Below are 20542 nucleotides of genomic sequence, written 5' to 3'. Positions count from 1 at the left end.
ACGTGTCTGAGACAGACAAACCTCAGTAATTCACTGGAGGTTTACACACACTGAATTTGTCTAGGCACTAATTCGATTTGGTAGGAAACGCTATTTTGAGCCATTTCCAAGCAAAAGACTAGTTCCCAATAGGAACTAAATAATTTCCCAGAGCGATAATTAATTCCAAACTGAATCAATTTCTTCTTGAGTCAGATAGCGGTAATCACCAGGTTCTAAGGCTTCATCAAGCTCGATGGCACCAATACGCTCACGGTGTAGATACTCTACTTTGTTACCCAGAGCTGCAAACATGCGTTTTACTTGGTGATATTTGCCTTCAACGATGGTCAGCAATACTTCATTTTCCGCTTCGTTTACGATTTCTAAACGTGCCGGTAATGTCGCTTCCTGTTCGTTGCGAAGCATGATGCCTTGTTCAAACTTTTCAGCATAATCAGGCTGAATCGCGTCCACCAGCCAGACACGGTAGGTTTTCTCGCATTTATGTTTTGGCGAAGTAATACGGTGCGACCACTTACCATCGTCTGTGATTAACACCAAGCCAGTCGTATCGACATCTAAACGACCAGCAAAATGTAGATTCTCTATTTTAGGCTCATCAAGCAGTGCAAATGCGGTTTGATTGTAGCCATCTTCATGTGAACACACGAAATCAGCCGGTTTGTACAGCATGATGTAACGAGGACCCGGCGCACCAACAACACGGTCTTCCCACATTACTTCAGCACCTTCCAATACCTTGAATGCCCCACTTTTTTGAATGTCACCATCAACGGTCACTTCGCCACTTTTGATGATTTTTGTTGCCTGCTTGCGTGTCGCACCCAGAGCATCACACAAATATTTATCTAAACGCATGAATACCTCATTGAATTATACCCAAGTAACCTCTCAGTTTCGGTCTAAAGCCATGCACACAGCCTGAATCTTACGGTTTAAGGTCACTTGGGTATAAAAGTCAGGTATTATAACGTCCCTGATTGGAATAGTTGAGCAATTTCACATTTTTTCATGTACACACTTCGTCCCTATCAAGCTGACTCTGTAAAAGCAGTCATTCATTACTTTCGTAAACACTCTACACCAGCCGTTATTGTGCTGCCGACGGGTGCTGGTAAAAGCCTCGTGATTGCCGAACTCGCTCGTCTGGCTAAAGGACGAGTCTTAGTGTTGGCTCACGTGAAAGAACTGGTTGAACAAAACCACGCCAAGTACGAAGGCTATGATCTTAAAGGGTCGATTTTCTCTGCTGGCCTCGGGCGAAAAGAAACCGACCAACAGGTCGTGTTCGCGTCCGTTCAATCCGTAGTACGCAATTTAGATTCGTTTAAAAACCAGTTCTCACTTCTGGTTATCGACGAATGCCACCGAGTGCCAGACGACAAAGACAGCAGTTATCAGAAAGTAATTTCTCACTTAAGGGAGCTTAATCCGGGCATCAAAGTGCTGGGGCTGACAGCGACCCCCTACCGATTAGGCATGGGATGGATTTATCAGTACCATACTCGCGGACAGGTGCGTACAGAGGAACCTCGTTTTTTTCGAGATTGTATTTTTGAATTGCCTATCCGCTATTTGCTTGATGAAAACTTTTTGACCCCGGCACGCATGATGGATGCGCCAGTTTTGTCTTACGACTTCTCGCAACTCAAACCAGCTAATACTGGCCGATATAAAGAAGCAGAAATGGACATGGTCATCGACAAAGCCAAACGTGCCACACCACAAATCGTTGAGCAGATCATTCAATATGCCAAAGAACGGCACGGTGTGATGATTTTTGCCGCTACCGTGCGTCATGCGCAGGAAATTCACGGATTATTGCCAGAAGGCGAAACCGCAATTGTGATTGGTGATACTCCGACACCGGAGCGTGATGCAATCATCCAGGACTTTAAAAATCGCCAGATCAAATATCTGGTTAACGTATCGGTTTTAACTACAGGATTTGACGCTCCACACGTCGATCTGATTGCCATTTTGCGCCCAACAGAATCAGTAAGTCTGTATCAACAGATCGTAGGACGCGGGCTACGTCTATCTGAAGGTAAATCTGAATGTTTGGTGCTCGATTACGCGGGAAACAGTTACGACTTGTATCAACCTGAAGTCGGTGATCCTAAACCCGACTCCACCAGTGAGATTATCACCATTCCGTGCCCTGCTTGCGGTTTTAATAATAACTTCTGGGGCAAATTAGACAGTAACGGCTTTTTGCTAGAACACTTTGGTCGTCGTTGCCAAGGTTACTTCGAAGATGACGATACGGGTGAGCGTGAACACTGTGGCTACCGTTTCAGAGCAAAATATTGTGGTGAATGTGGGGCTGATAACGACATCGCTGCGCGTATCTGTCACGAATGTGACGCCACTTTAGTTGACCCAGACAAGAAGTTAAAAGAAGCGCTGAATCTGAAAGATGCATTGATATTCGAATGTACTGAAATGGATCTCTCGGTGTTTAAAAGCAACGATGGCAAATCTCAGCTAAAGGTCACCTACTCTGGCGAGCCATACCAAGGTGAAGGCCATGCTTTAGTGCATGAGTTTTGGTCACTCAACACCAAAAAGCAAAAGCAGAACTTCAAAGATCAATTTGTTCGTCCTCACCTCGCGGATAAGCATCGACCGTTTGAAGAAGCCTCTCCCACACGTGTTGTCGCCAATCAGCACCGCTTTCGTTTGCCGCAATTTGTGATTGCCAGAAAGTCAGGACGATTTTGGAAACTACGAGACAAAATATTTGATGATGAACTGCAGTGACATTCACTCCGTTCAACGATTCATTTGCATAAAGTGAACTTAGCACCTAAGTGACAGATTCACTTTCTGTTCATATACCGCTGACTATAATTCTGCCAATTCTTGAGAAAAGGTCTTACTATGAACAAACCAACGAGTTCTCAACATCTTGCGTTTATTTTCAGTTTGATTCCGATGCTGCTTTCAGCACCGACATTCGCACAGCAAAATGATATTGTCACATCACAAGATGGTCATGCCATCGTGCAAGATGTTGTAAAACCCGACACCCAAATCGAGTTCGATGAAGATCAGGAAGAGGTCTATCGAGCGGTACAGAATGGTTACATTAGACCGTTTTCAGAGCTCTATGCCACTGTAGAGAAAGACCTGTATGGTCGTATTATTAAAGTAGAGCTAGACGAAGATAATAATGAATGGGTTTATGAACTAAAAATCCTGTTCGACAATAGCGTACTTAAAGTCGAGTACGACGCCGCAACATTAGAAATGCTCGAAGTTAAGGGACGCAACTTTAATAAAGCGTTAAAACCACAGCAACACTAACAACATAATAAGAAACACTGCTATGAAAATACTTGTCGTCGAAGATGACCCTCGTATCGGTGAGCAAATCATTGAAACGTTGGAAAATACTGGCTGGGTACCAGAACTCTCTCAAGATGGGATAGATGCGCTCTATCGGGCTACGTCAGAAGAGTGGGATGCCATCGTTCTGGATCTGGGCCTGCCTAAGCTGGACGGTTTAACCGTGCTGCAAGGCATCCGTGACGAAAATATTAATACGCCCGTTGTCATTCTCAGTGCTCGTGACACCTTAACCGAGCGAGTTGAAGGTCTTAACGCCGGTGCCGACGACTATCTGACCAAGCCATTCGAGATGGTTGAGTTAATTGCACGTATTCGAGCTCAGTTACGAAGAGCATCTGGTAACGCTTCACCAGTCATGCAAATCGGTGATTTAAGTCTGGATACACGCACATCTAAGGTCCTATGGAAAGGTGAAGCAGTAAGTTTGACAGCGCTGGAGTATAAAGTGGTTGCCTACTTTATGCATAACCCAGAGAAGGTGATCTCCCGAACAGAACTCGTCGAGCACATTTACAAACAAGATTTCGACCGGGACTCAAACACGATTGAAGTTTTTATTGGCCGTATCCGAAAAAAGATAGCGCCGAAAATCATCAAAACCGTGCGTGGCTTAGGGTACCGATTAAATGCCGAATAGACACCGACTGCCGCTGTATACCTTGAAACGGCTTAGTATTAAAAGCCGACTCGTATTGGCAGCCGTTGTTTGGTTGACGGCAATGATTCTTGCTGCCGGCGTTAGCATCCCGACTCAGGTTTATAACTACATGGTGGACGATACTCGTTCACAATTGAGTGTCTTCATGGACGAAATCGCCGCTCAGTTAGAAGTTGACCCAAAAGGACACTTATCTCTTGCGGCGCAACTTTCCGATCCCCGATTTAGCCGACCATACAGTGGCTTGTATTGGAGTGCCTCAACAAAGACAAACCTTGAGCGTTCGCGTTCTTTGTGGGACAAAAGAATCGAATACAAAGAGCTCACTAAAGATGCTTATGGGGCGAGAGATGAAAAACTTATTACCATAGATAAAGTATTGTATCTGCCAGATTATGACGGACCAATTCACGTTGTTGTCGGTATTGATGAAGAACCAATCAAAAACACACTTCAGACCTTAATCGGACAATTATGGTTAATCTTAGGTTTACTGTTTGCTGGTGTCCTCACGGTTATTATGGTGCAAATTGCATGGTCTTTGAGTCCTCTGACTAAATTGCAGAAAGAGCTCGCCGAGTTGAAATCAGGAAACAAAAAGCGCTTAGAAGAAACCTATCCCAAAGAGATCTCACCTTTGATTGCCGACCTGAACGCCCTACTCTTTCACTATCAGGAAGTTTTAGAGCGGGCTCGTAATCATGCTGGAAATTTATCACATGCTTTAAAGACCCCGTTGTCCGTACTGAAAAACGAAGTACGGACATTAGAACCAATGGTTCAAACTCGGTTAGATGAGCCGCTTAATCAAATTCAAGATCACATTGATTACCACCTGGGCCGTGCACGAATGGCTGGTTCGATGAATATTCTGTCGGTAAAAGCGAATCCAGCCGAGCGTGTGGATGCCATCTCCATGGCTTTTGACAAGGTGTACTCGCAACGCGATATCACTCTGGTCAATGAGCTCGACTCAGAGTTAAACGTTGCCGTCGAAAAAACCGATCTCGACGAAATGATTGGTAACCTGCTTGAGAATGGATACAAGTGGGCGAAGCGCATGATTCGCGTCTACTCCACTCAGAATAAAGACAACATCCACATTATTATTGAAGACGATGGGCCCGGTATTCCTAAGGAGCAATTAGCCAAGGTTATTCAACGGGGATTCAGACTGGATGAGGCAACCCCCGGTTCAGGACTAGGGTTAAATATTGTCAGTGAAATGGCGCATAGTTACCGTGGTCAACTGACCCTTGAAGAAAGTAAAATGGGCGGTTTGAAAGCGACTCTGGTATTACAGAGAAGCCGCACTTAGTCCTTTTCCTTTAGCGACCGCTTTGCCCTGTTAGCGCCTTTTCAAATATGACAAAACGGTGAAAATAAAGGCAATTGACACATTTATTGTGCTAAATAAGTAAAACGAACCACTTAGGCAACATTTATTACGGCGTTTTTACTGATTTAGATGCGATTTGGGTTGCTGAACTTCAAGCGGAATGATAGTATCCGCGCTCGCTTGAACAGTTCCTGTTTCAAGCCTTACCACAAACAACAAGGTCGCATTGTTGTATGTGAAAATTTTATTTTACTAATTTGAGAGTAAAAAGTATGAAATTCGAAGCAGTAGTACGTACTGAACTAGGTAAAGGTGCGAGCCGCCGCCTACGTCACGCTGGCAAATTCCCTGCAGTTGTATACGGCGGTGAAGAAGCAGCAGTAGCTATCGTTCTTAACCACGACGACATCGTAAACCAAATGGACAAGCCTGAATTCTACGAAGGCATCGTTCTTGTTATCGATGGCAAAGAAGTTAGCGTTAAGCCACAAGACGTTCAACGTCACGCGTTCAAGCCAAAAGTTGAACACATGGACTTCATCCGTATCTAATTCCCTACCAAGGAATTACTCGGATTAAATCCAAACCTTTTGCATAAAAGATAATCGGACTTACCAACCGAGATATCTAAAAAAATTTCAAAACCCCGGAGACTTACCACCTCCGGGGTTTTACTATTTTAGACCCTTGAACCCACCTCAGAAATATCTAACCGCAGCCCTACCACGCATAAGTATCGCTAACTGTCTGTTTCTTGAATGAGAAAATGATAGTGAAAAATAAAATTTCACTCTTTACCTGTTCAACACCTCAAAATATGCATCCCTTCTCACTCAAATAAAGTGCACTTCTATTAACTGCATCACAAAAATGGCCCAAAGCAAACACCAGTTGATCGCTAAAAACCGTTTCTGTTTATTTGTAGACGACGCTTGCAGGCTTGCTAACTCACTGATTTAACACAAGTGTAAATAAGAGCTTGATCACTAAACTTTCACATTAATTCCGTATATTGCACGCCGTAATAATAACAAAATCACAAAGAAAGGATTACCTATGAAATTCTCCAAAACTCTATTGGTACTTTCAGTCGGCGCCGCACTTGCAGGATGTGGCTCAGACAGCGACAACACAGCCGTCAGTTGTGAGACTGCAGACTCATGTACAAAATTCACCGTTCTTCATACCAACGATAACCATGGCCGTTTCTGGAACAACAGCGATGGCGAATACGGCATGGCTGCGCGCCACACTTTAATCCAATCTATTCGCGCAGAAGTAGCAGCAAACGGTGGAGAATCTATCCTTCTTTCTGGCGGTGACATCAACACGGGTGTCCCAGAGTCAGACATGCAAAACGCGGTACCAGATTTTGTAGGCATGAACCTTCTGGGTTACGACGCAATGGCAGTAGGCAACCACGAGTTTGACAATGCTTTAGATATCTTAGATATGCAAGCCGAGCTGGCTGACTTCCCTATGCTGGCGGCAAACATCTACAAGAAAGATTCTGAAGGTAACGTGACCGATGAGCGTTATTTTGCGCCGTACAAAGTTTTCACTATCAATGGCCTAAACGTTGCCGTAGTAGGTCTAACCACTAAGGACACTGCGAAGCTAGTAAACCCAGACAATGTCGCCGACATCTACTTCGAAGATCCTCAAGTTGAAATTCAGAAAGTATTAAAAGAAATTGAAGAGAACGAAAGTGTTGATCTTGTCTTCGCGACGACTCATATGGGGCATTATCAAGACGGAAATCACGGCAGCGAAGCTCCTGGTGATGTTCTGCTAGCACGCTCACTTGAGGAAGGTCAGTTAGATGCCATCATCGGTGGTCACTCGCAAAACCCTGTATGTATGGAGCCAGGCACTAACGAGTACGCTGATTTCAAACCAGGTGATGACTGTACACCAGATCAACAGAACGGCACTTACATCATGCAAGCACATGAATGGGGCAAATATGTTGGCCGTGCGGACTTCGAATATTACGACGGTAAACTTCACCTGGCGAACTATGCACTTATTCCAGTTAACTTGCTTGATGAAAACGACGAAGTGATTGGTGAATACATCCAGCCAGATGCGACGGTGAAAGCACTCCTTCTACCTTACCAGCAACAAGGTCAGGATCTGCTGGATGTTAAAGTGTCAGAAACCGACGGTAAACTGGAAGGTGATCGTAGCGTTGTTCGTTCTCAGCAGACTAATCTGGGTCACCTACTGGGTGAAGCATACCGTACCTACAATTTAGTGAATGCTGACTTTGGCGTTATGAACTCTGGTGGCGTACGCGACTCTATTCAGGCGGGTGACATTACGTACCGTGATGTACTTACAGTGCAACCATTTGGTAACTTCGTCACTAAAGCGACCATGACAGGTCAGGAAGTACAAGACTACCTAGACGTCGTTGCAACTAAGTCCGCTGGTTCTGGTGCTTATGCTCAACTAGATAACATTACTCTGGATGTCGATTGTGATGCTGGCTCGGTATCGATCACTGACATCAATGGCAAAGGCTTTGCCTTAGACGCGACTTACACCTTCTCTGTTATCAGCTTCAGTGCAGCAGGCGGTGATGACTACCCTGTGATTAACGTTGAGTCGACTCAAATGACGGATGCATCCGTGCTACGCGAGTTCTTCGTAAATAACCCACAAATCTCTGCGGCTGATTACGAAAAGGGCTTGGGTAATATCCAATACTTTAGCAACAGTCAGTCTGTGACAGGCTGCCCAGCAACAAGTAGCTAATTATCTAATTTCATAAGGTATTAGTAAGAAACTCGCCGTTATTTGAGGCCATCGTTTCTTGTAAAAAGACCGGAGCTATTTTTGCTTCGGTTTTTTTATTTTCCGTAAATTGCTGAAAATTATCCACCTTCACAAACTGTTCAAAAATTGTTCACTTGTGTTGTTGACGCCCCTGTGCAGGGCTTCTATGTTTGATAAGGTCTTTCGAATATACAGACTCGTTAATTAACTTTTCCGAACATTTTGAACGGTGTTGAGAGCGACTGTGTGAAAGATGCGAATGGCGTCGCAAACACTGCTCTCAAACAATTTGTCTCCGGACTCCAAACTAAGGTGACTCGCCTCAACGCGCGCACCAATGAGCAGCGCTCTGTACGCCAACATTTATCAAATGCTGCCATCAAGTTCTGGAGGTCAAAAATGAAACGAGCAAGCAGTAGCTACAGACTCCAAATGATAAAAGACGTGGTTACACGTAGAGAGCGAGAAGCATGTACTGATCCTATGGCGAAGTACATCCATCAACTCATGGATGAACGCCCAACAAGAAAATTAGATGTTGAACTCAACCATCGATTTTCAGGAAACCACTTCGACGAACAAGCAGGAGGCTGGATTAGCGATACTTGGTCAATGAAATGACGCCAAACGCCTATTCTATCGGATATGAAATGGATAGGAGATTCCCGGCTCACAAGCAGTAACACAGAGCCGGGAAAAATAAAATTACTCAATTTAAAATAAGTCTTGTTGTGGTGAGTTGTCTTCTTCAGGCTGATCTGTTTTCACCTTCCCCGCTAACATTTTTCTTCTATATCTCTGCCGGCAAAGCTTAATCACGTAAAGCTGCTGCGCAGGCGTATATTTTTGCCAGTTAAATCGCTCTTCTCTGTTACGCATACATCCTTTGCAATACCCTTTTTCATCGGCGCTACATATGCCAACGCAAGGACTAGGGACTGTAAAAAACTCCAATTGCTCCATGCTAAAACCGTTCTTTAGTTAGTTTCAAAAGCGACAAGACATCATCGTGACGCAACAACGAAATTTGCGATAAACTTTGTTATGTCATAACCATACGAAACTATTACCGTATGCTGACAAAAACAGTGTTTTATTACTTATACTTATTCTCGTTTTTTATAACGGAGTCTATTCAATGAAGCTTAGTCTAAAAACGTTAGTTGCTGCAATCTCCCTACCTGTTCTCATGACTGCATGTGCAAGCAACGGTGATAATGTGAAAGAAATTACGGCTCAAGACTTACAGCACCACAATTGGGAGCTGGTCCAAATCGATGGCAAAAACATCGAGCTTACCGAACATCAACAAGCGCCTCGCCTGGAAATTGGTGAGAACCTTACCGCAAACGGCAACGCTGGCTGTAACAGTTTTTTTGGTCAAGCTGAACTAAAGGATAACCAATTACGCATTGATAAGATGGGCATGACCATGAGAATGTGTATCGGTGACCTGATGAGCATCGAAAAAGCCATGTCAGCAACACTGACTGAGTGGAGCGACATCACGCTAACGAAAGATGGGCTGGTTCTCAAAAGCGCAGAACACGAGCTGACATTCAAACTACGTGACTGGGTGAATTAATCCATTAATAAGTACGTAGATACGTTCATATTTAGAAAACTCAAAGCAGCCAGTTGGCTGCTTTTTTGTTTATTGTCGCCATTACATGCCTTGTTACAAACTATTCTGTCATTTGGTGGACAAAAATCTTACTACTCTGAAAGAATTCACCTCACCTTCCGGTCAAACCTCACTTGAAGCAATAAAACACAAATAACCAAGTTGTGTACTGCAAAACAAAACGCGCATTGATAGTAATTCTATGAATCAATTAGTAAATCCCAAAAGGTTTCACGTTGATAATAACAATAGATAGCTTACTATCCATGTAACAGATTGAATTTCATCAGCCTTATCGGCCACTCATAGATTGAGAACAAACAGACATAGCGTGGAAAACGTATGAACAAGCTACTTAGCACCATCGGTATTTTAGCCACTACTCTCGCGACCAACACTTTTGCTCAAGACTGGCAATCGATCGAACAACAAGCTGATGGAGAAACCGTCTACTTTCATGCCTGGGGAGGCAGCCAGGAAATCAACCGCTACATTCAGTGGGCAGGTCAAGAGCTTAAAACGCGCTATAACGTGACGCTCAACCACGTCAAAGTCACCGATATTTCTGAAACGACTACTCGCCTCATTGCCGAAAAAGCAGCAGGGAAAAACACCGGAGGTAGTGTCGATATGGTTTGGATCAACGGTGAAAACTTCAAATCGATGAAAGATAACCAGCTTCTGTTTGGTCCGTTTGTCGACGGTTTACCAAATTGGCAATACGTAGATAAAACGCTACCTGTTGATGTGGACTTCTCTGAACCAACTGGCGGGCTTGAAGCACCATGGGGGGTGGGGCAGCTGGTTTTCATCTATGACGAAAAGAACCTCCACAACCCACCTCACTCATTTTCAGAAATGTTTAGCTACGCTAAAGCGTTTCCAAATCGCCTGACTTACCCTCGCCCACCGGAATTTCACGGTACAAGCTTCATCAAAGCCTTATTAATTGAACTTACCGAGAATGACCCTGCCCTTAAGAAAGCGGTAACACCAGAGTCGTTTGAGCGAGTGACACAACCTCTTTGGAATTACTTAGATGAGTTCCATAAAGTCGCATGGCGCGGTGGTAAACAGTTCCCGGCAGGTACCGCAGAAACGCTACAATTGCTTGATGACGGACAAATTGATTTAGCCATAACATTTAACCCCAACGCGGTGTTCTCTGCGCAGTCGAGCGGAACCCTTGCTGAGACCACCAAAGCATACGCTATGGACGCAGGCGCTCTTTCTAATATCCACTTCCTTGCGATTCCCTGGAACGCAAACGCCAGTGCAGGAGCACAAGTTGCTATAAACTTCTTACTAAGCCCAGAGGCACAATCTCGCAAAGGTGATATCAATATCTGGGGGGACCCATCTGTGTTAAGTAGTCAATATCTGACTGGGACGGCAAAGAATACTCAACAGTTTAAGTCTATCGACGAGCCGCACCCAAGCTGGCAAAACGCTCTAGAGAAAGAGTGGTTAAAACGTTACGGGAATTAGTACAAGCAAATGTTAAGAGCGCTGTATTTAGTTACTACCGCAGTTTGTATACTGCCAACCATCCCAGGGTTACTTGGGGTGGTGCTCTCTGCGCTCGGTTATGTACCACCTGTAGGCCTCAACCAGTTCTCGTTGAACGGTTTTTATGCTGTATTGGGCTGGGAAGGGGTGTGGACCTCTATCGGATTGACCGTTTATTCTGCGATTGTTAGTAGCTACTTGGCTTGCCTGTTAACCTTCGCAATCGTGCAATCCGCTTGGCGTACCAAGTTCTGGCGTAAAATTGAAGTTTGTCTTTCCCCTTTACTTGCTATGCCTCATGTCGCCTTTGCCATCGGATTTGCTTTTTTATTTGCTCCTACCGGCATGGGCGTTCGCCTAGCCAGCCAACTTTTTGGTTATGACCCCAGCACACAAACCGTGAATGACTTGGCGCTGCTGATTAAAGACCCAAACGCACTCGGGTTAATCACTTTGCTGGCTATTAAAGAGACCCCTTTCCTACTGCTGATGAGCATTCCGATTTTACAGCAGCTCAAGGTTGGAAAAATTGAAAAGATCAGCCATTCAATGGGGTACAGTTCGGCTCAAACTTGGTGGAAAGTTATATTCCCACAATGGTTGGCGAAACTGCGTTTTCCTATGCTAGCCGTCGTGGCTTATAGCTTATCGGTTGTTGATGTCGCGCTTATCATAGGCCCGACTAACCCACCGACTTTTGCAGTATTGGTATGGCAGTGGTTTAGCGATCCTGACCTCTCGCTATTACCCAGAGCTGCTGCAGGTGCAGTGATACTATTTTTCATTGCTTCTCTATTAATTGGCTTTGCTCGCCTTGTAGAATGGGCGGTTACTAAAGGCTTTAAACGTTGGCAATACTCTGGTCGAAGCGGAATTCCTCTGCCAGGAAAAACCCTCTTCTCCATCATTACATGTCTTGCTCTTTTAATGGTGCCATTAATGGTACTGTGGAGTTTTGCGCAGCGATGGCGATTCCCAGACCTACTACCCAGCCGTTACAGTTTGCGCTTTTGGGAATACGAATGGCACAGCATACTAGGCACTATCGAGCAAAGTACGATGATCGCAATGATTAGTGCCTCCATTGCTCTAATTTTGGCTTTGGTTGCTCACGAATATCGCCTGCGCTATCGCTGGAAAATTCCGAGCTACATCATCGCTGTACCCATGCTGATCCCTCAGTTGTCGATATTATTCGGTATGCAGGTCGTGACCCTTTACCTCAACAGCAACGCATACTTGTTCTGGGTCTGCTGGGCGCACGTATTCTTTGCATTCCCATTTGTTTATTTATCGCTGGACGGTCCTTGGCGCAGCTTCGATAGCGGTTTGACGCGTGTTGCATTGAGCTTAGGAAAATCGCCACTGCAAGCTTGGCTGAAAGTAAAACTGCCGATTCTGTTACCTGCAATTGCATTTGCCTGGGCCGTTGGTATTAGTGTTAGCTTGGCTCAATACCTCCCAACACTTGTCCTTGGTGCAGGCCGTATCAGTACGATAACCACTGAAGCGGTTGCTCTCTCTAGTGGCTTCGATCGCCGCGTTACCGCAATTTACGCGATTTGCCAGGCACTACTGCCTCTCATATTTTTCTCTTTTGCGATCTTACTTAGCCGTATAAACAGCAAGTATCGCAGGCTGTCTATTAAAGGTTTACTAACCAATGAGTCTTTGTCTCAAAAACCTCGCCATCCGTAAGACAAATGGCGACACACTTTTCTCTGCGTTTAATATCAACATAGAGAACGGCGAAATTGTTACTCTCATGGGACCTAGCGGGTGCGGCAAATCGACCTTGTTAGATGCCATTGCCGGACATCTAAACGGTGAATTCAATTATTCAGGCTCCATAACACTAGATGATATAGCTCTGGATAACTTACCTGCACATAAACGTAAGGTCGGGATTCTGTTTCAAGATGATATGCTCTTCCCTCACCTGACGGTTTGGGAAAATCTTGCTTTTGCGTTACCAGATTCTGTTAAAGGTGCCGAGAGGAAAGAACGTGCAATGCTGGCATTGAAAAATATTTCGTTAACCAAAGTGGCGAACTCCTTTCCTGACCAGATTTCGGGAGGCCAGCGCGCCCGTATTGCGCTGACTCGAATGCTGCTTGCCGAGCCCAAAGCCGCACTCTTAGATGAACCCTACAGCAAATTAGATAAATACCTGCGTGTCCAATTTCGAAACTGGGTGGTAGAACAGCTTCAACGGGCAGATATCCCTACTTTAATGGTCACTCATGATAAAGATGACATTCCAGAAGGCAGTCGCTGTATAAACTGGCCGTGGGAGACGGAGCATGCTTGATCGCTTTAGTATCAAAGCCATCCGATGGCCTCTCTCTCAAAGTGCAAAATTCGCCGCGAAACTCGGAATCACAGCGAACCAAACCACATTATTTGGCTTTGTTCTTGGCTGCTGCGCTCTGCCTGCCTTAATCACCGAGCACTATTTTATTGCATTGATACTTATCGTGTTAAATAGATTTTGTGACGGATTAGATGGTGCATTGGCAAGAATTCAGGGCATTACTGATGCAGGCGGCTTCCTCGATATCAGCCTAGATTTCCTTTTTTATTCATTGATTCCATTTGGTTTTGTTCTTGCCAATCCAGAACAAAACGCCGTTGCTGGTGCTTTTTTGATTTTTTCATTTGTTGGAACAGGAAGTAGCTTTTTAGCCTTCGCCATAATGGCCAGCAAACAAGGTATTGAGAATCCCGTGTATCAACACAAATCGCTTTACTATATGAGTGGCTTAACTGAGGGTACCGAAACAATTGGAGCTTTTGTTGCGTTTTGTGTTTTTCCCCAACATTTCGCCACGATAGCTTATGTGTTTGGTGCCGCCTGTTGGTTTACCACCTTCACACGCATCTATTCCGGTTTTCATACTCTCAAAACCAAGTAGATTAGCCTTGAAAAATCAAAGCATTTCTCAGGAAAATTTCGTTAAGTCGCTGTTTTGTAGAATATCTCAGCAGAGACTAAAACGTAGTTCTATACTCTTTGGGTATCGAAACCATTTGGAGGTTATATGAAAAATTATGTCAAGCTAGGCATGTTGCTCGCATTTTCCGTAATCACACTAGGAGGGTGTACTTCTCCTAACCCATACGGCGACGCATACGGCTCCGCAGACACTCGTAAAGTTCAACAGGTTTACTACGGAACCGTGGAAAAAGTTGAGCCAGTTACGATTGATGCCTCCACTCAGGCCAACACTATCGGTACAGTCGCCGGTGCAGCTGTGGGTGGTATATTAGGCTCCAAAGTTGGTGGTGGTTCAGGCTCTACCATAGCGGCAATTGGTGGCGGTCTGTTAGGTGGATATGCGGGTAGTAAAACCGCCGAGGCAACCGCTAAACGAAATGGTGTCAACCTGACAATTCGTCTGGAAGACGGTAAGATCATCTCTATCGTTCAAGAAGCCAACCCGAATATGATTTTCCAACCAGGCCAAGCGGTTCAAATCAACATGTATGGTAGCGAAGCAAGGGTTGTTCCCCGCTAATCTGAGCAAACTTTGGATAGTCGTTTCTTTCGCCTTAACAGCGAGAATTCAAAATCTGCGCAAGTAAAAGCAATTTATCGCGTTTGCTTGCGCGTTTCTTTTGCCATCAAAATTGATCGTAGTCAATGGAACATCAATCTCCCTCCGTTTTCGATGTATAAATGACATCAGATTGCTAACATCGACGAATTCATCATGTTTCTGGGCTTGTTATGTCGCCGACCGTCGATCACGTTTTACTTAATATCGCACTAAACCTCAGCTCTAATCGTTCCCACGAACAGCAGTATCAAAGCCTCATTGACGGATTTGCACAGGTTTTTCCCTGTGATGCGACCTGCTTGTTTATCTTTGACGAAGATGGCTTCCTCACACCCGTAGCCGTGAGAGGACTATCTAACTCGGTGCTGGGGCGTCGCTACTTTCCCAAAGCTCATCCACGGCTGGATGCCATAATTCAAAGCCGGGAGCCAGTTCGATTCGATGCGCACTGTCCACTACCCGATCCTTTTGACGGCACTCTACTAACTGCAGATCAGTGTATTGATGTCCATGATTGTATGGGCTTTAGCTTATATGTCGAAGGGCAGCTTGTTGGTGCCCTAACGATGGATGCGCTCGCAGTGGGAGCGTTTGATCATATAGATCCAGTTGCTATCGAAACTTTTGCTGCACTGACGGCCGCAACGCTACGTAATATCGCTCAGCTCAAAGCACTAAAAGCGCAAAACCAAAAGCAGAAAAGCGTGACTCAAACCCTTATCCAGCAAGCTCGCTCACAACATGGTGAGATGGTTGGATTAAGCCCGCAAATCAATCAGCTACGAAACAACATCGCGACCGTCGCACAATCGGATTATGCCGTATTGATTACGGGTGAAACAGGTACAGGTAAAGAGTTAGTGGCACACGCTGTCCACGCCCAATCGCATCGCAGTGATAAACCGATGATTTACGTCAACTGTGCAGCGCTGCCAGAAGGTCTCGCAGAGAGTGAGCTATTCGGTCACGTAAAAGGCGCCTTTACTGGCGCAAACAGCCACCGCGCTGGTAAGTTTGAACTCGCAGACGGAGGCACAATTTTCCTTGATGAAGTGGGCGAACTGCCATTGATTTTGCAGGCAAAACTGCTTCGTGTTATCCAACAAGGCGAGCTACAACGCGTCGGTAGCGACCAGCATTTAATGGTTAACGTACGCATAATTGCAGCGACTAACCGACAGCTAGAAAAAGAGGTGGAGACGGGAACATTCCGCGCCGATCTCTTCCACCGTTTAAATGTATTCCCAATCCAAGTGCCACCGCTGCGAACCCGTGAGGGTGATATTCCGGTACTCGCTGGTTATTTGCTGGAGAAAGTACGTCAGCAATTCAATGCGCCCAATCTGCACGTTCACCCTAAGGTGTTGGCACAACTTGAATCGTCACCTTGGTACGGAAACGTTCGCGAACTTGAGCACACATTGACCCGCGCCGCTTTACACGCCATCCAGCAGGGGGCAAGCACCATCATGCTGAGTCACTTTGACACTTCTCTCGCCTTAGATGATGTAAAAAACACATCAAACTATCTACCAAAAGAGAGTCAGCCAATGCGTGAGCTGGTTGAAAGCTATCAACGTGATTTAATTGAACATGCACTGAGCCAAACTGGTGGAGTATGGGCAAAAGCGGCGGAGTTTTTACAAATGGATCGCGGAAATTTATATCGGATGGGTAAAAAACTCGGGATCAATAATTAATCAGCCTGAACAATATGATGTAATTAAGACATCACACTCGTTGTCTGAATTACATCATCATCATCAGCAACAAACTAAAAAACCATTTATTTTCAATAAGATAAATATTGGCACGCATTCTGCTCTAGTGGTCAACATCACGACTATTAAAACAATCACTGGAGAACCCAATATGTTCTGTATTCAATGCGAACAGACAATTCAAACCCCTGCCGTTACAGGTTGTTCTTTTTCACAAGGTATGTGTGGCAAAACATCTGAAGTATCTGACCTGCAAGACGTGTTGGTTTATACACTGCAAGGGGTTTCTTTTTGGGCATCAAAAGCACTTGATTTCAACATCATTAACGATGATATCAATCAATGGGCTCCAAAAGCTTTCTTCTCTACCCTGACTAACGTTAACTTCGACCCAGAGCGTATCCTCGAACTCACTTCTCAAGCTGCGGCCTACAAAGCGCTGCTAAAAGAACAAGTGACGACTGCAGCAACATTGTCAGACACCGATGTAACGAATATTCCTGATGTCGCAAACTTTGAGCTGCCAGAAAATGCAGAAGCGATCTTGGCTTTTGCTCCTCAAGTCGCCGTTAACCGCGGTAAAGACCAAGTACATGAAGACGTAATTGGATTGCGTCTGCTTTGTCTTTACGGCCTAAAAGGCGCTGCGGCTTACATGGAACACGCGCGCGTCCTGGAGCAAACCAACAACGACATCTATGCGGAATACCACGAAATCATGGCGTGGTTAGGTACGGATCCAGAAGATCTTGGTGAGCTGCTTGATTGTTCAATGCGCATCGGTCTGATGAACTACAAAGTCATGGAGATGCTGGACCAAGGTGAAACCTCTACATTTGGTCACCCAGAACCAACCACCGTTAACGTTAAGCCAGTAAAAGGCAAATGTATTCTGGTTTCAGGCCACGACTTACATGACCTAGAGAAAATCCTGCAACAAACCGAAGGCAAAGGCATCAACGTATACACCAATGGTGAAATGCTGCCTGCACATGGCTACCCTGAACTGAAGAAATACCCTCACCTGGTGGGCAACTACGGCAGCGCATGGCAAAACCAGCAGAAAGAATTCGCCAACTTCCCAGGCGCGATTGTGATGACATCAAACTGCCTATTGAACCCAAATGTTGGCCAATACGCAGACCGTCTATTCACACGTAGCATCGTTGGCTGGCCGGGCGTAGCTCACCTAGAAGGCGATGACTTCAGCCAAGTAATTGAATGCGCACTGGCGCAAGAAGGTTTCAAACACGATGAAATCGAGCACCACATCACAGTTGGGTTTGGTCGCAACGCATTGATGAACGCAGCACCTGCTGTCATCGACCAAGTGAAGCAAGGCAACATCAAACACTTCTTCCTCGTTGGTGGTTGTGATGGTGACAAGGCTGAGCGTAGCTACTACACCGACTTCACGGCTGAAGCACCAGAAGACACACTCATCCTGACGCTAGCTTGTGGTAAGTTCCGATTTAACAAAAACACCTTCGGCGATATCAACGGCATCCCTCGCCTTTTGGATGTGGGTCAATGTAACGATGCTTACTCTGCTATCCAGCTTGCGCTTGCACTGGCGCAGGAGTTCGACTGCGGCATCAATGAACTGCCACTGACCCTTGTGCTTTCTTGGTTCGAGCAAAAAGCAATCGTAATTTTGCTAACCCTGTTCGCTCTGGGCGTGAAAGGTATCTACACAGGCCCTACTGCGCCTGCATTCCTGACGCCAAACCTGATTGCAATCATCCAAGAAAAATTCGATATGCGCAGCATTGGCAACGTTCAGGATGACCTAAAAGCGATCCTGGCCGCTTAATTCCACGTCTCTCAATCCGCCTCCTTGCTACGGGGGCGATTTCACAATAATCCAAAGAGAATACTATGTTTTTTGAATGGCAAGGCAACCAACCTGTCACGCTCCTCTGTGTCGACAAATACTTTGAAACACCTGATACAGTGAGTCTAAAACTGGCAGATTTATCAGAGTCACTTCTATTCGAATTTAAAGCAGGTCAGTTCATTAACCTTGGTATCGAAATTGATGGAAAGGTGGAGTTTCGTGCGTATTCCCTTAGCTCATTATCAGGCGATGATTGCCTTCAACTCACCATTAAACGTGTTGATAGCGGTAAGGTTTCGAACTTCATTATCGATAAATTATTGATAGGTGATACGGTACAAGCTCTGCCGCCAACAGGTGAGTTTAACTGCATTGACTATCCGCCTGTTGAGCACCAAGGACAAAAGAAAGCGCTCCTCATCAGTGCCGGTTGCGGTATTACGCCGGTATTCGCGATGGCGAAGCATTTGCTGAATGCGGAAGAGAGTGTCGATATTGAGTTCTTGCACATAGCCCGATCTCAACAAGAAACGATCTACCTGGATTTACTGGAAACCTATCAAGCCGTTTATCCCGACTTTCACTTAAAGTTACTATTAAAACATCAAGGCGATAGCTTATATCCAGAAGGTCGTTTAAACGCCGACTGGTTAGAGAAACTCGTCCCGGATTTTAACCAACGCACAGTCTATCTTTGTGGTCCGAATCAGTTTATGCAAGATGTACGAAGCTACTTGATAGAACTTGGATTCGATTTGGCCAACTTCTATCAAGAAAGTTTTACACCTGCAGAAAATCAAACGTTGGAAGTATCTGATGAAACCACCAGCGTCTCCGTTCCAGATTTTGCTCAAACGATTGATGCCAAAAAAGGTCAGGTTTTAGCTGACGTGCTCGAAAGCGCTGGTTTGCCTCTCATAGTGGCATGTCGCAGCGGTATTTGTGGTTCTTGTAAGTGTAAGGTGCGTAAAGGCAATGTGTCGTCTAACAGCCAAGAAACTCTGACCCCTGAAGAAGTGGAACAAGGCTATGTGCTGGCATGCTCTTCCACGATCGACTCCGATCTTGAAGTGCAGATTGGTTAACAATCGTCAGCCCTGCAAATAGTAAAAAGCGCCAATTGAGGGCGCTTTTATATTTGAATCGCAGCTTCATGAAGAAGATTTTCTGCACAATCGCTCTTTCCTTTCAGAAACCTTATTCAGAGCTCAACAAGACTAGCTAAATAACAGCACTTTTAATGCAGCTTCGCTGTCCACATCCGTAAACTCTGGCGGGTTATCCAAACGTTCACGGAAAGTAAGCTCCGACGCTTCTTCTTTCATGCTTTCTATCAGAAAATCACTGGTCACTGATGGAGAGTTCACACATGCCAATACCTGACCACCGTCAGCCAACAAATCTGGTAAGCGACGCAGGATCTTTTTATAGTCTTTGGTCAGAGCAAAGCTGCCTTTCTGGAACGATGGCGGGTCAATGATGATCAAATCGTACTGACCGGACTTCTTAATCTTGCCCCAGGACTTAAAAATGTCGTGCCCCATAAAGCTCACTTGGTTCATGTTGTGTCCATTCAGCTTATGGTTTTCACGTCCTTTCGACAGTGATGCTTTCGCCATATCCACGTTAACAACTTTATCTGCACCGCCAGCAATAGCCGCAACTGAGAATCCACACGTGTAAGCAAACAAGTTAAGTACATTTTTATGCTTAGCATTTTCACGTACCCAGTCACGACCGTAGCGCATGTCCAGGAACAGCCCAAAGTTTTGATTCCGACCAATATCCAACTGGTACTTCAAGCCGCTCTCTTCCACAACCGGACGTGCGTCTAGCTCACCAATTAATACTTCTGAAGGCGCACCATCTGCGTAACGGTGCTGAAGAACCATAGTGCAACCTTGTTTGTCTAACCAACATTGTGATTCGGCCAGCGCTTTCAGACCGTTTTTTAAGTCAGCAAGGAATGCGTCATCCACTTCTTTAAATAAGTTAATGATCAACTGACCTTGTAACCAGTCACATGTGATTTGTTCCAAGCCTTCAAAACGACGACCACGGCCGTGAAACAGTCGACGAATTTCATTTGGAGCTTGTGCGAGCTCGGTTTCTAGATGCTGAAAAAACAGCGGGAGTTGTGATGCTTGCATCGAATT

General features: G+C 45.2%; 19 protein-coding genes. 16 read left to right on the top strand and 3 right to left on the bottom strand.

Features of this window, described 5'->3' with window-relative positions:
- Positions 1-159 precede the first annotated feature (159 nt).
- Complete coding sequence (rsuA, locus tag WJM94_RS00930; protein WP_444492364.1) at positions 160-861, bottom strand: 16S rRNA pseudouridine(516) synthase RsuA; 702 nt, start codon at positions 859-861, stop codon at positions 160-162.
- Positions 862-1014: 153 nt separating this feature from the next.
- Here rsuA and WJM94_RS00925 point away from each other — a divergent pair, with 153 nt between their 5' ends.
- The 7 genes from WJM94_RS00925 (at position 1015) to WJM94_RS00895 (ending at position 8756) form a co-directional block, all read left to right on the top strand.
- Entirely contained in the window at positions 1015-2766 is a 1752-nt protein-coding gene (locus WJM94_RS00925; protein ID WP_444492363.1) for a DEAD/DEAH box helicase, read from the top strand.
- 120 nt (positions 2767-2886) lie between these two features.
- Positions 2887-3312 (top strand): PepSY domain-containing protein, encoded by a 426-nt coding sequence (locus tag WJM94_RS00920; RefSeq protein WP_444492362.1) that lies wholly within the window; start codon positions 2887-2889, stop codon positions 3310-3312.
- Positions 3313-3334: 22 nt separating this feature from the next.
- A complete protein-coding gene (locus tag WJM94_RS00915) occupies positions 3335-3994 on the top strand; it encodes a response regulator transcription factor (RefSeq protein WP_444492361.1) in 660 nt (219 codons plus the stop codon).
- Entirely contained in the window at positions 3984-5333 is a 1350-nt protein-coding gene (locus WJM94_RS00910) for an ATP-binding protein (protein WP_444492360.1), read from the top strand. The genes WJM94_RS00915 and WJM94_RS00910 overlap by 11 nt, the downstream gene beginning before the upstream one ends.
- 293 nt (positions 5334-5626) lie before the next feature.
- On the top strand, positions 5627-5905 hold the full coding sequence (gene rplY, locus WJM94_RS00905; RefSeq protein WP_014231543.1) for a 50S ribosomal protein L25: 279 nt from the start codon (positions 5627-5629) through the stop codon (positions 5903-5905).
- Positions 5906-6410: 505 nt separating this feature from the next.
- Positions 6411-8114, top strand: a complete 1704-nt coding sequence (gene ushA, locus WJM94_RS00900; RefSeq protein ID WP_444492359.1) for a bifunctional UDP-sugar hydrolase/5'-nucleotidase UshA — start codon at positions 6411-6413, stop codon at positions 8112-8114.
- Positions 8115-8534: 420 nt separating this feature from the next.
- Complete coding sequence (locus WJM94_RS00895; protein WP_444492988.1) at positions 8535-8756, top strand: hypothetical protein; 222 nt, start codon at positions 8535-8537, stop codon at positions 8754-8756.
- A gap of 93 nt (positions 8757-8849) precedes the next feature.
- On the opposite strand, the gene WJM94_RS00890 is transcribed toward WJM94_RS00895, so the two are convergent.
- Positions 8850-9098, bottom strand: coding sequence for a DUF1289 domain-containing protein (locus WJM94_RS00890; protein ID WP_444492358.1), 249 nt, complete (start codon positions 9096-9098; stop codon positions 8850-8852).
- A gap of 175 nt (positions 9099-9273) precedes the next feature.
- On the opposite strand from WJM94_RS00890, the gene WJM94_RS00885 reads away from it, so the two are divergent.
- The 9 genes from WJM94_RS00885 to WJM94_RS00845 all read left to right on the top strand — a co-directional run bounded on the left by WJM94_RS00885 (position 9274) and on the right by WJM94_RS00845 (position 19471).
- Positions 9274-9720, top strand: a complete 447-nt coding sequence (locus WJM94_RS00885; RefSeq protein WP_444492357.1) for an META domain-containing protein — start codon at positions 9274-9276, stop codon at positions 9718-9720.
- A 381-nt stretch (positions 9721-10101) separates the two neighbouring features.
- The gene (locus tag WJM94_RS00880; protein WP_444492356.1) at positions 10102-11247 is read left to right on the top strand and encodes an ABC transporter substrate-binding protein; all 1146 of its coding nucleotides are present in this window, start codon (positions 10102-10104) and stop codon (positions 11245-11247) included.
- Between the two features lie 9 nt (positions 11248-11256).
- Positions 11257-12966 carry an ABC transporter permease gene (locus tag WJM94_RS00875; protein WP_444492355.1) on the top strand — a complete coding sequence of 570 codons (1710 nt, stop codon included), beginning with the start codon at positions 11257-11259 and terminating at the stop codon, positions 12964-12966.
- A complete protein-coding gene (locus tag WJM94_RS00870; RefSeq protein WP_444492354.1) occupies positions 12932-13579 on the top strand; it encodes an ATP-binding cassette domain-containing protein in 648 nt (215 codons plus the stop codon). The genes WJM94_RS00875 and WJM94_RS00870 overlap by 35 nt, the downstream gene beginning before the upstream one ends.
- Positions 13572-14183 (top strand): CDP-alcohol phosphatidyltransferase family protein, encoded by a 612-nt coding sequence (locus WJM94_RS00865; RefSeq protein ID WP_444492353.1) that lies wholly within the window; start codon positions 13572-13574, stop codon positions 14181-14183. The genes WJM94_RS00870 and WJM94_RS00865 overlap by 8 nt, the downstream gene beginning before the upstream one ends.
- Positions 14184-14309: 126 nt before the next feature.
- A complete protein-coding gene (locus WJM94_RS00860) occupies positions 14310-14786 on the top strand; it encodes a glycine zipper 2TM domain-containing protein (protein WP_444492352.1) in 477 nt (158 codons plus the stop codon).
- A gap of 212 nt (positions 14787-14998) precedes the next feature.
- Positions 14999-16528 (top strand): nitric oxide reductase transcriptional regulator NorR, encoded by a 1530-nt coding sequence (gene norR, locus WJM94_RS00855; RefSeq protein WP_444492351.1) that lies wholly within the window; start codon positions 14999-15001, stop codon positions 16526-16528.
- Between the two features lie 172 nt (positions 16529-16700).
- Positions 16701-18362, top strand: a complete 1662-nt coding sequence (gene hcp, locus WJM94_RS00850; protein WP_444492350.1) for a hydroxylamine reductase — start codon at positions 16701-16703, stop codon at positions 18360-18362.
- A gap of 65 nt (positions 18363-18427) precedes the next feature.
- A complete protein-coding gene (locus WJM94_RS00845) occupies positions 18428-19471 on the top strand; it encodes a 2Fe-2S iron-sulfur cluster-binding protein (RefSeq protein WP_444492349.1) in 1044 nt (347 codons plus the stop codon).
- Between the two features lie 132 nt (positions 19472-19603).
- Here the strand turns inward: WJM94_RS00845 and WJM94_RS00840 are convergent, their stop codons facing one another.
- Positions 19604-20536: a class I SAM-dependent methyltransferase gene (locus WJM94_RS00840; protein WP_444492348.1), complete on the bottom strand. Its 933-nt coding sequence runs from the start codon at positions 20534-20536 to the stop codon at positions 19604-19606.
- Between the last annotated feature and the right edge of the window lie 6 nt (positions 20537-20542).

The sequence above is a fragment of the Vibrio sp. YIC-376 genome, from assembly GCF_052353105.1.
In the GTDB taxonomy this organism is placed as follows: domain Bacteria; phylum Pseudomonadota; class Gammaproteobacteria; order Enterobacterales; family Vibrionaceae; genus Vibrio.
This window is presented reverse-complemented; position numbering and strand designations above follow the sequence as displayed.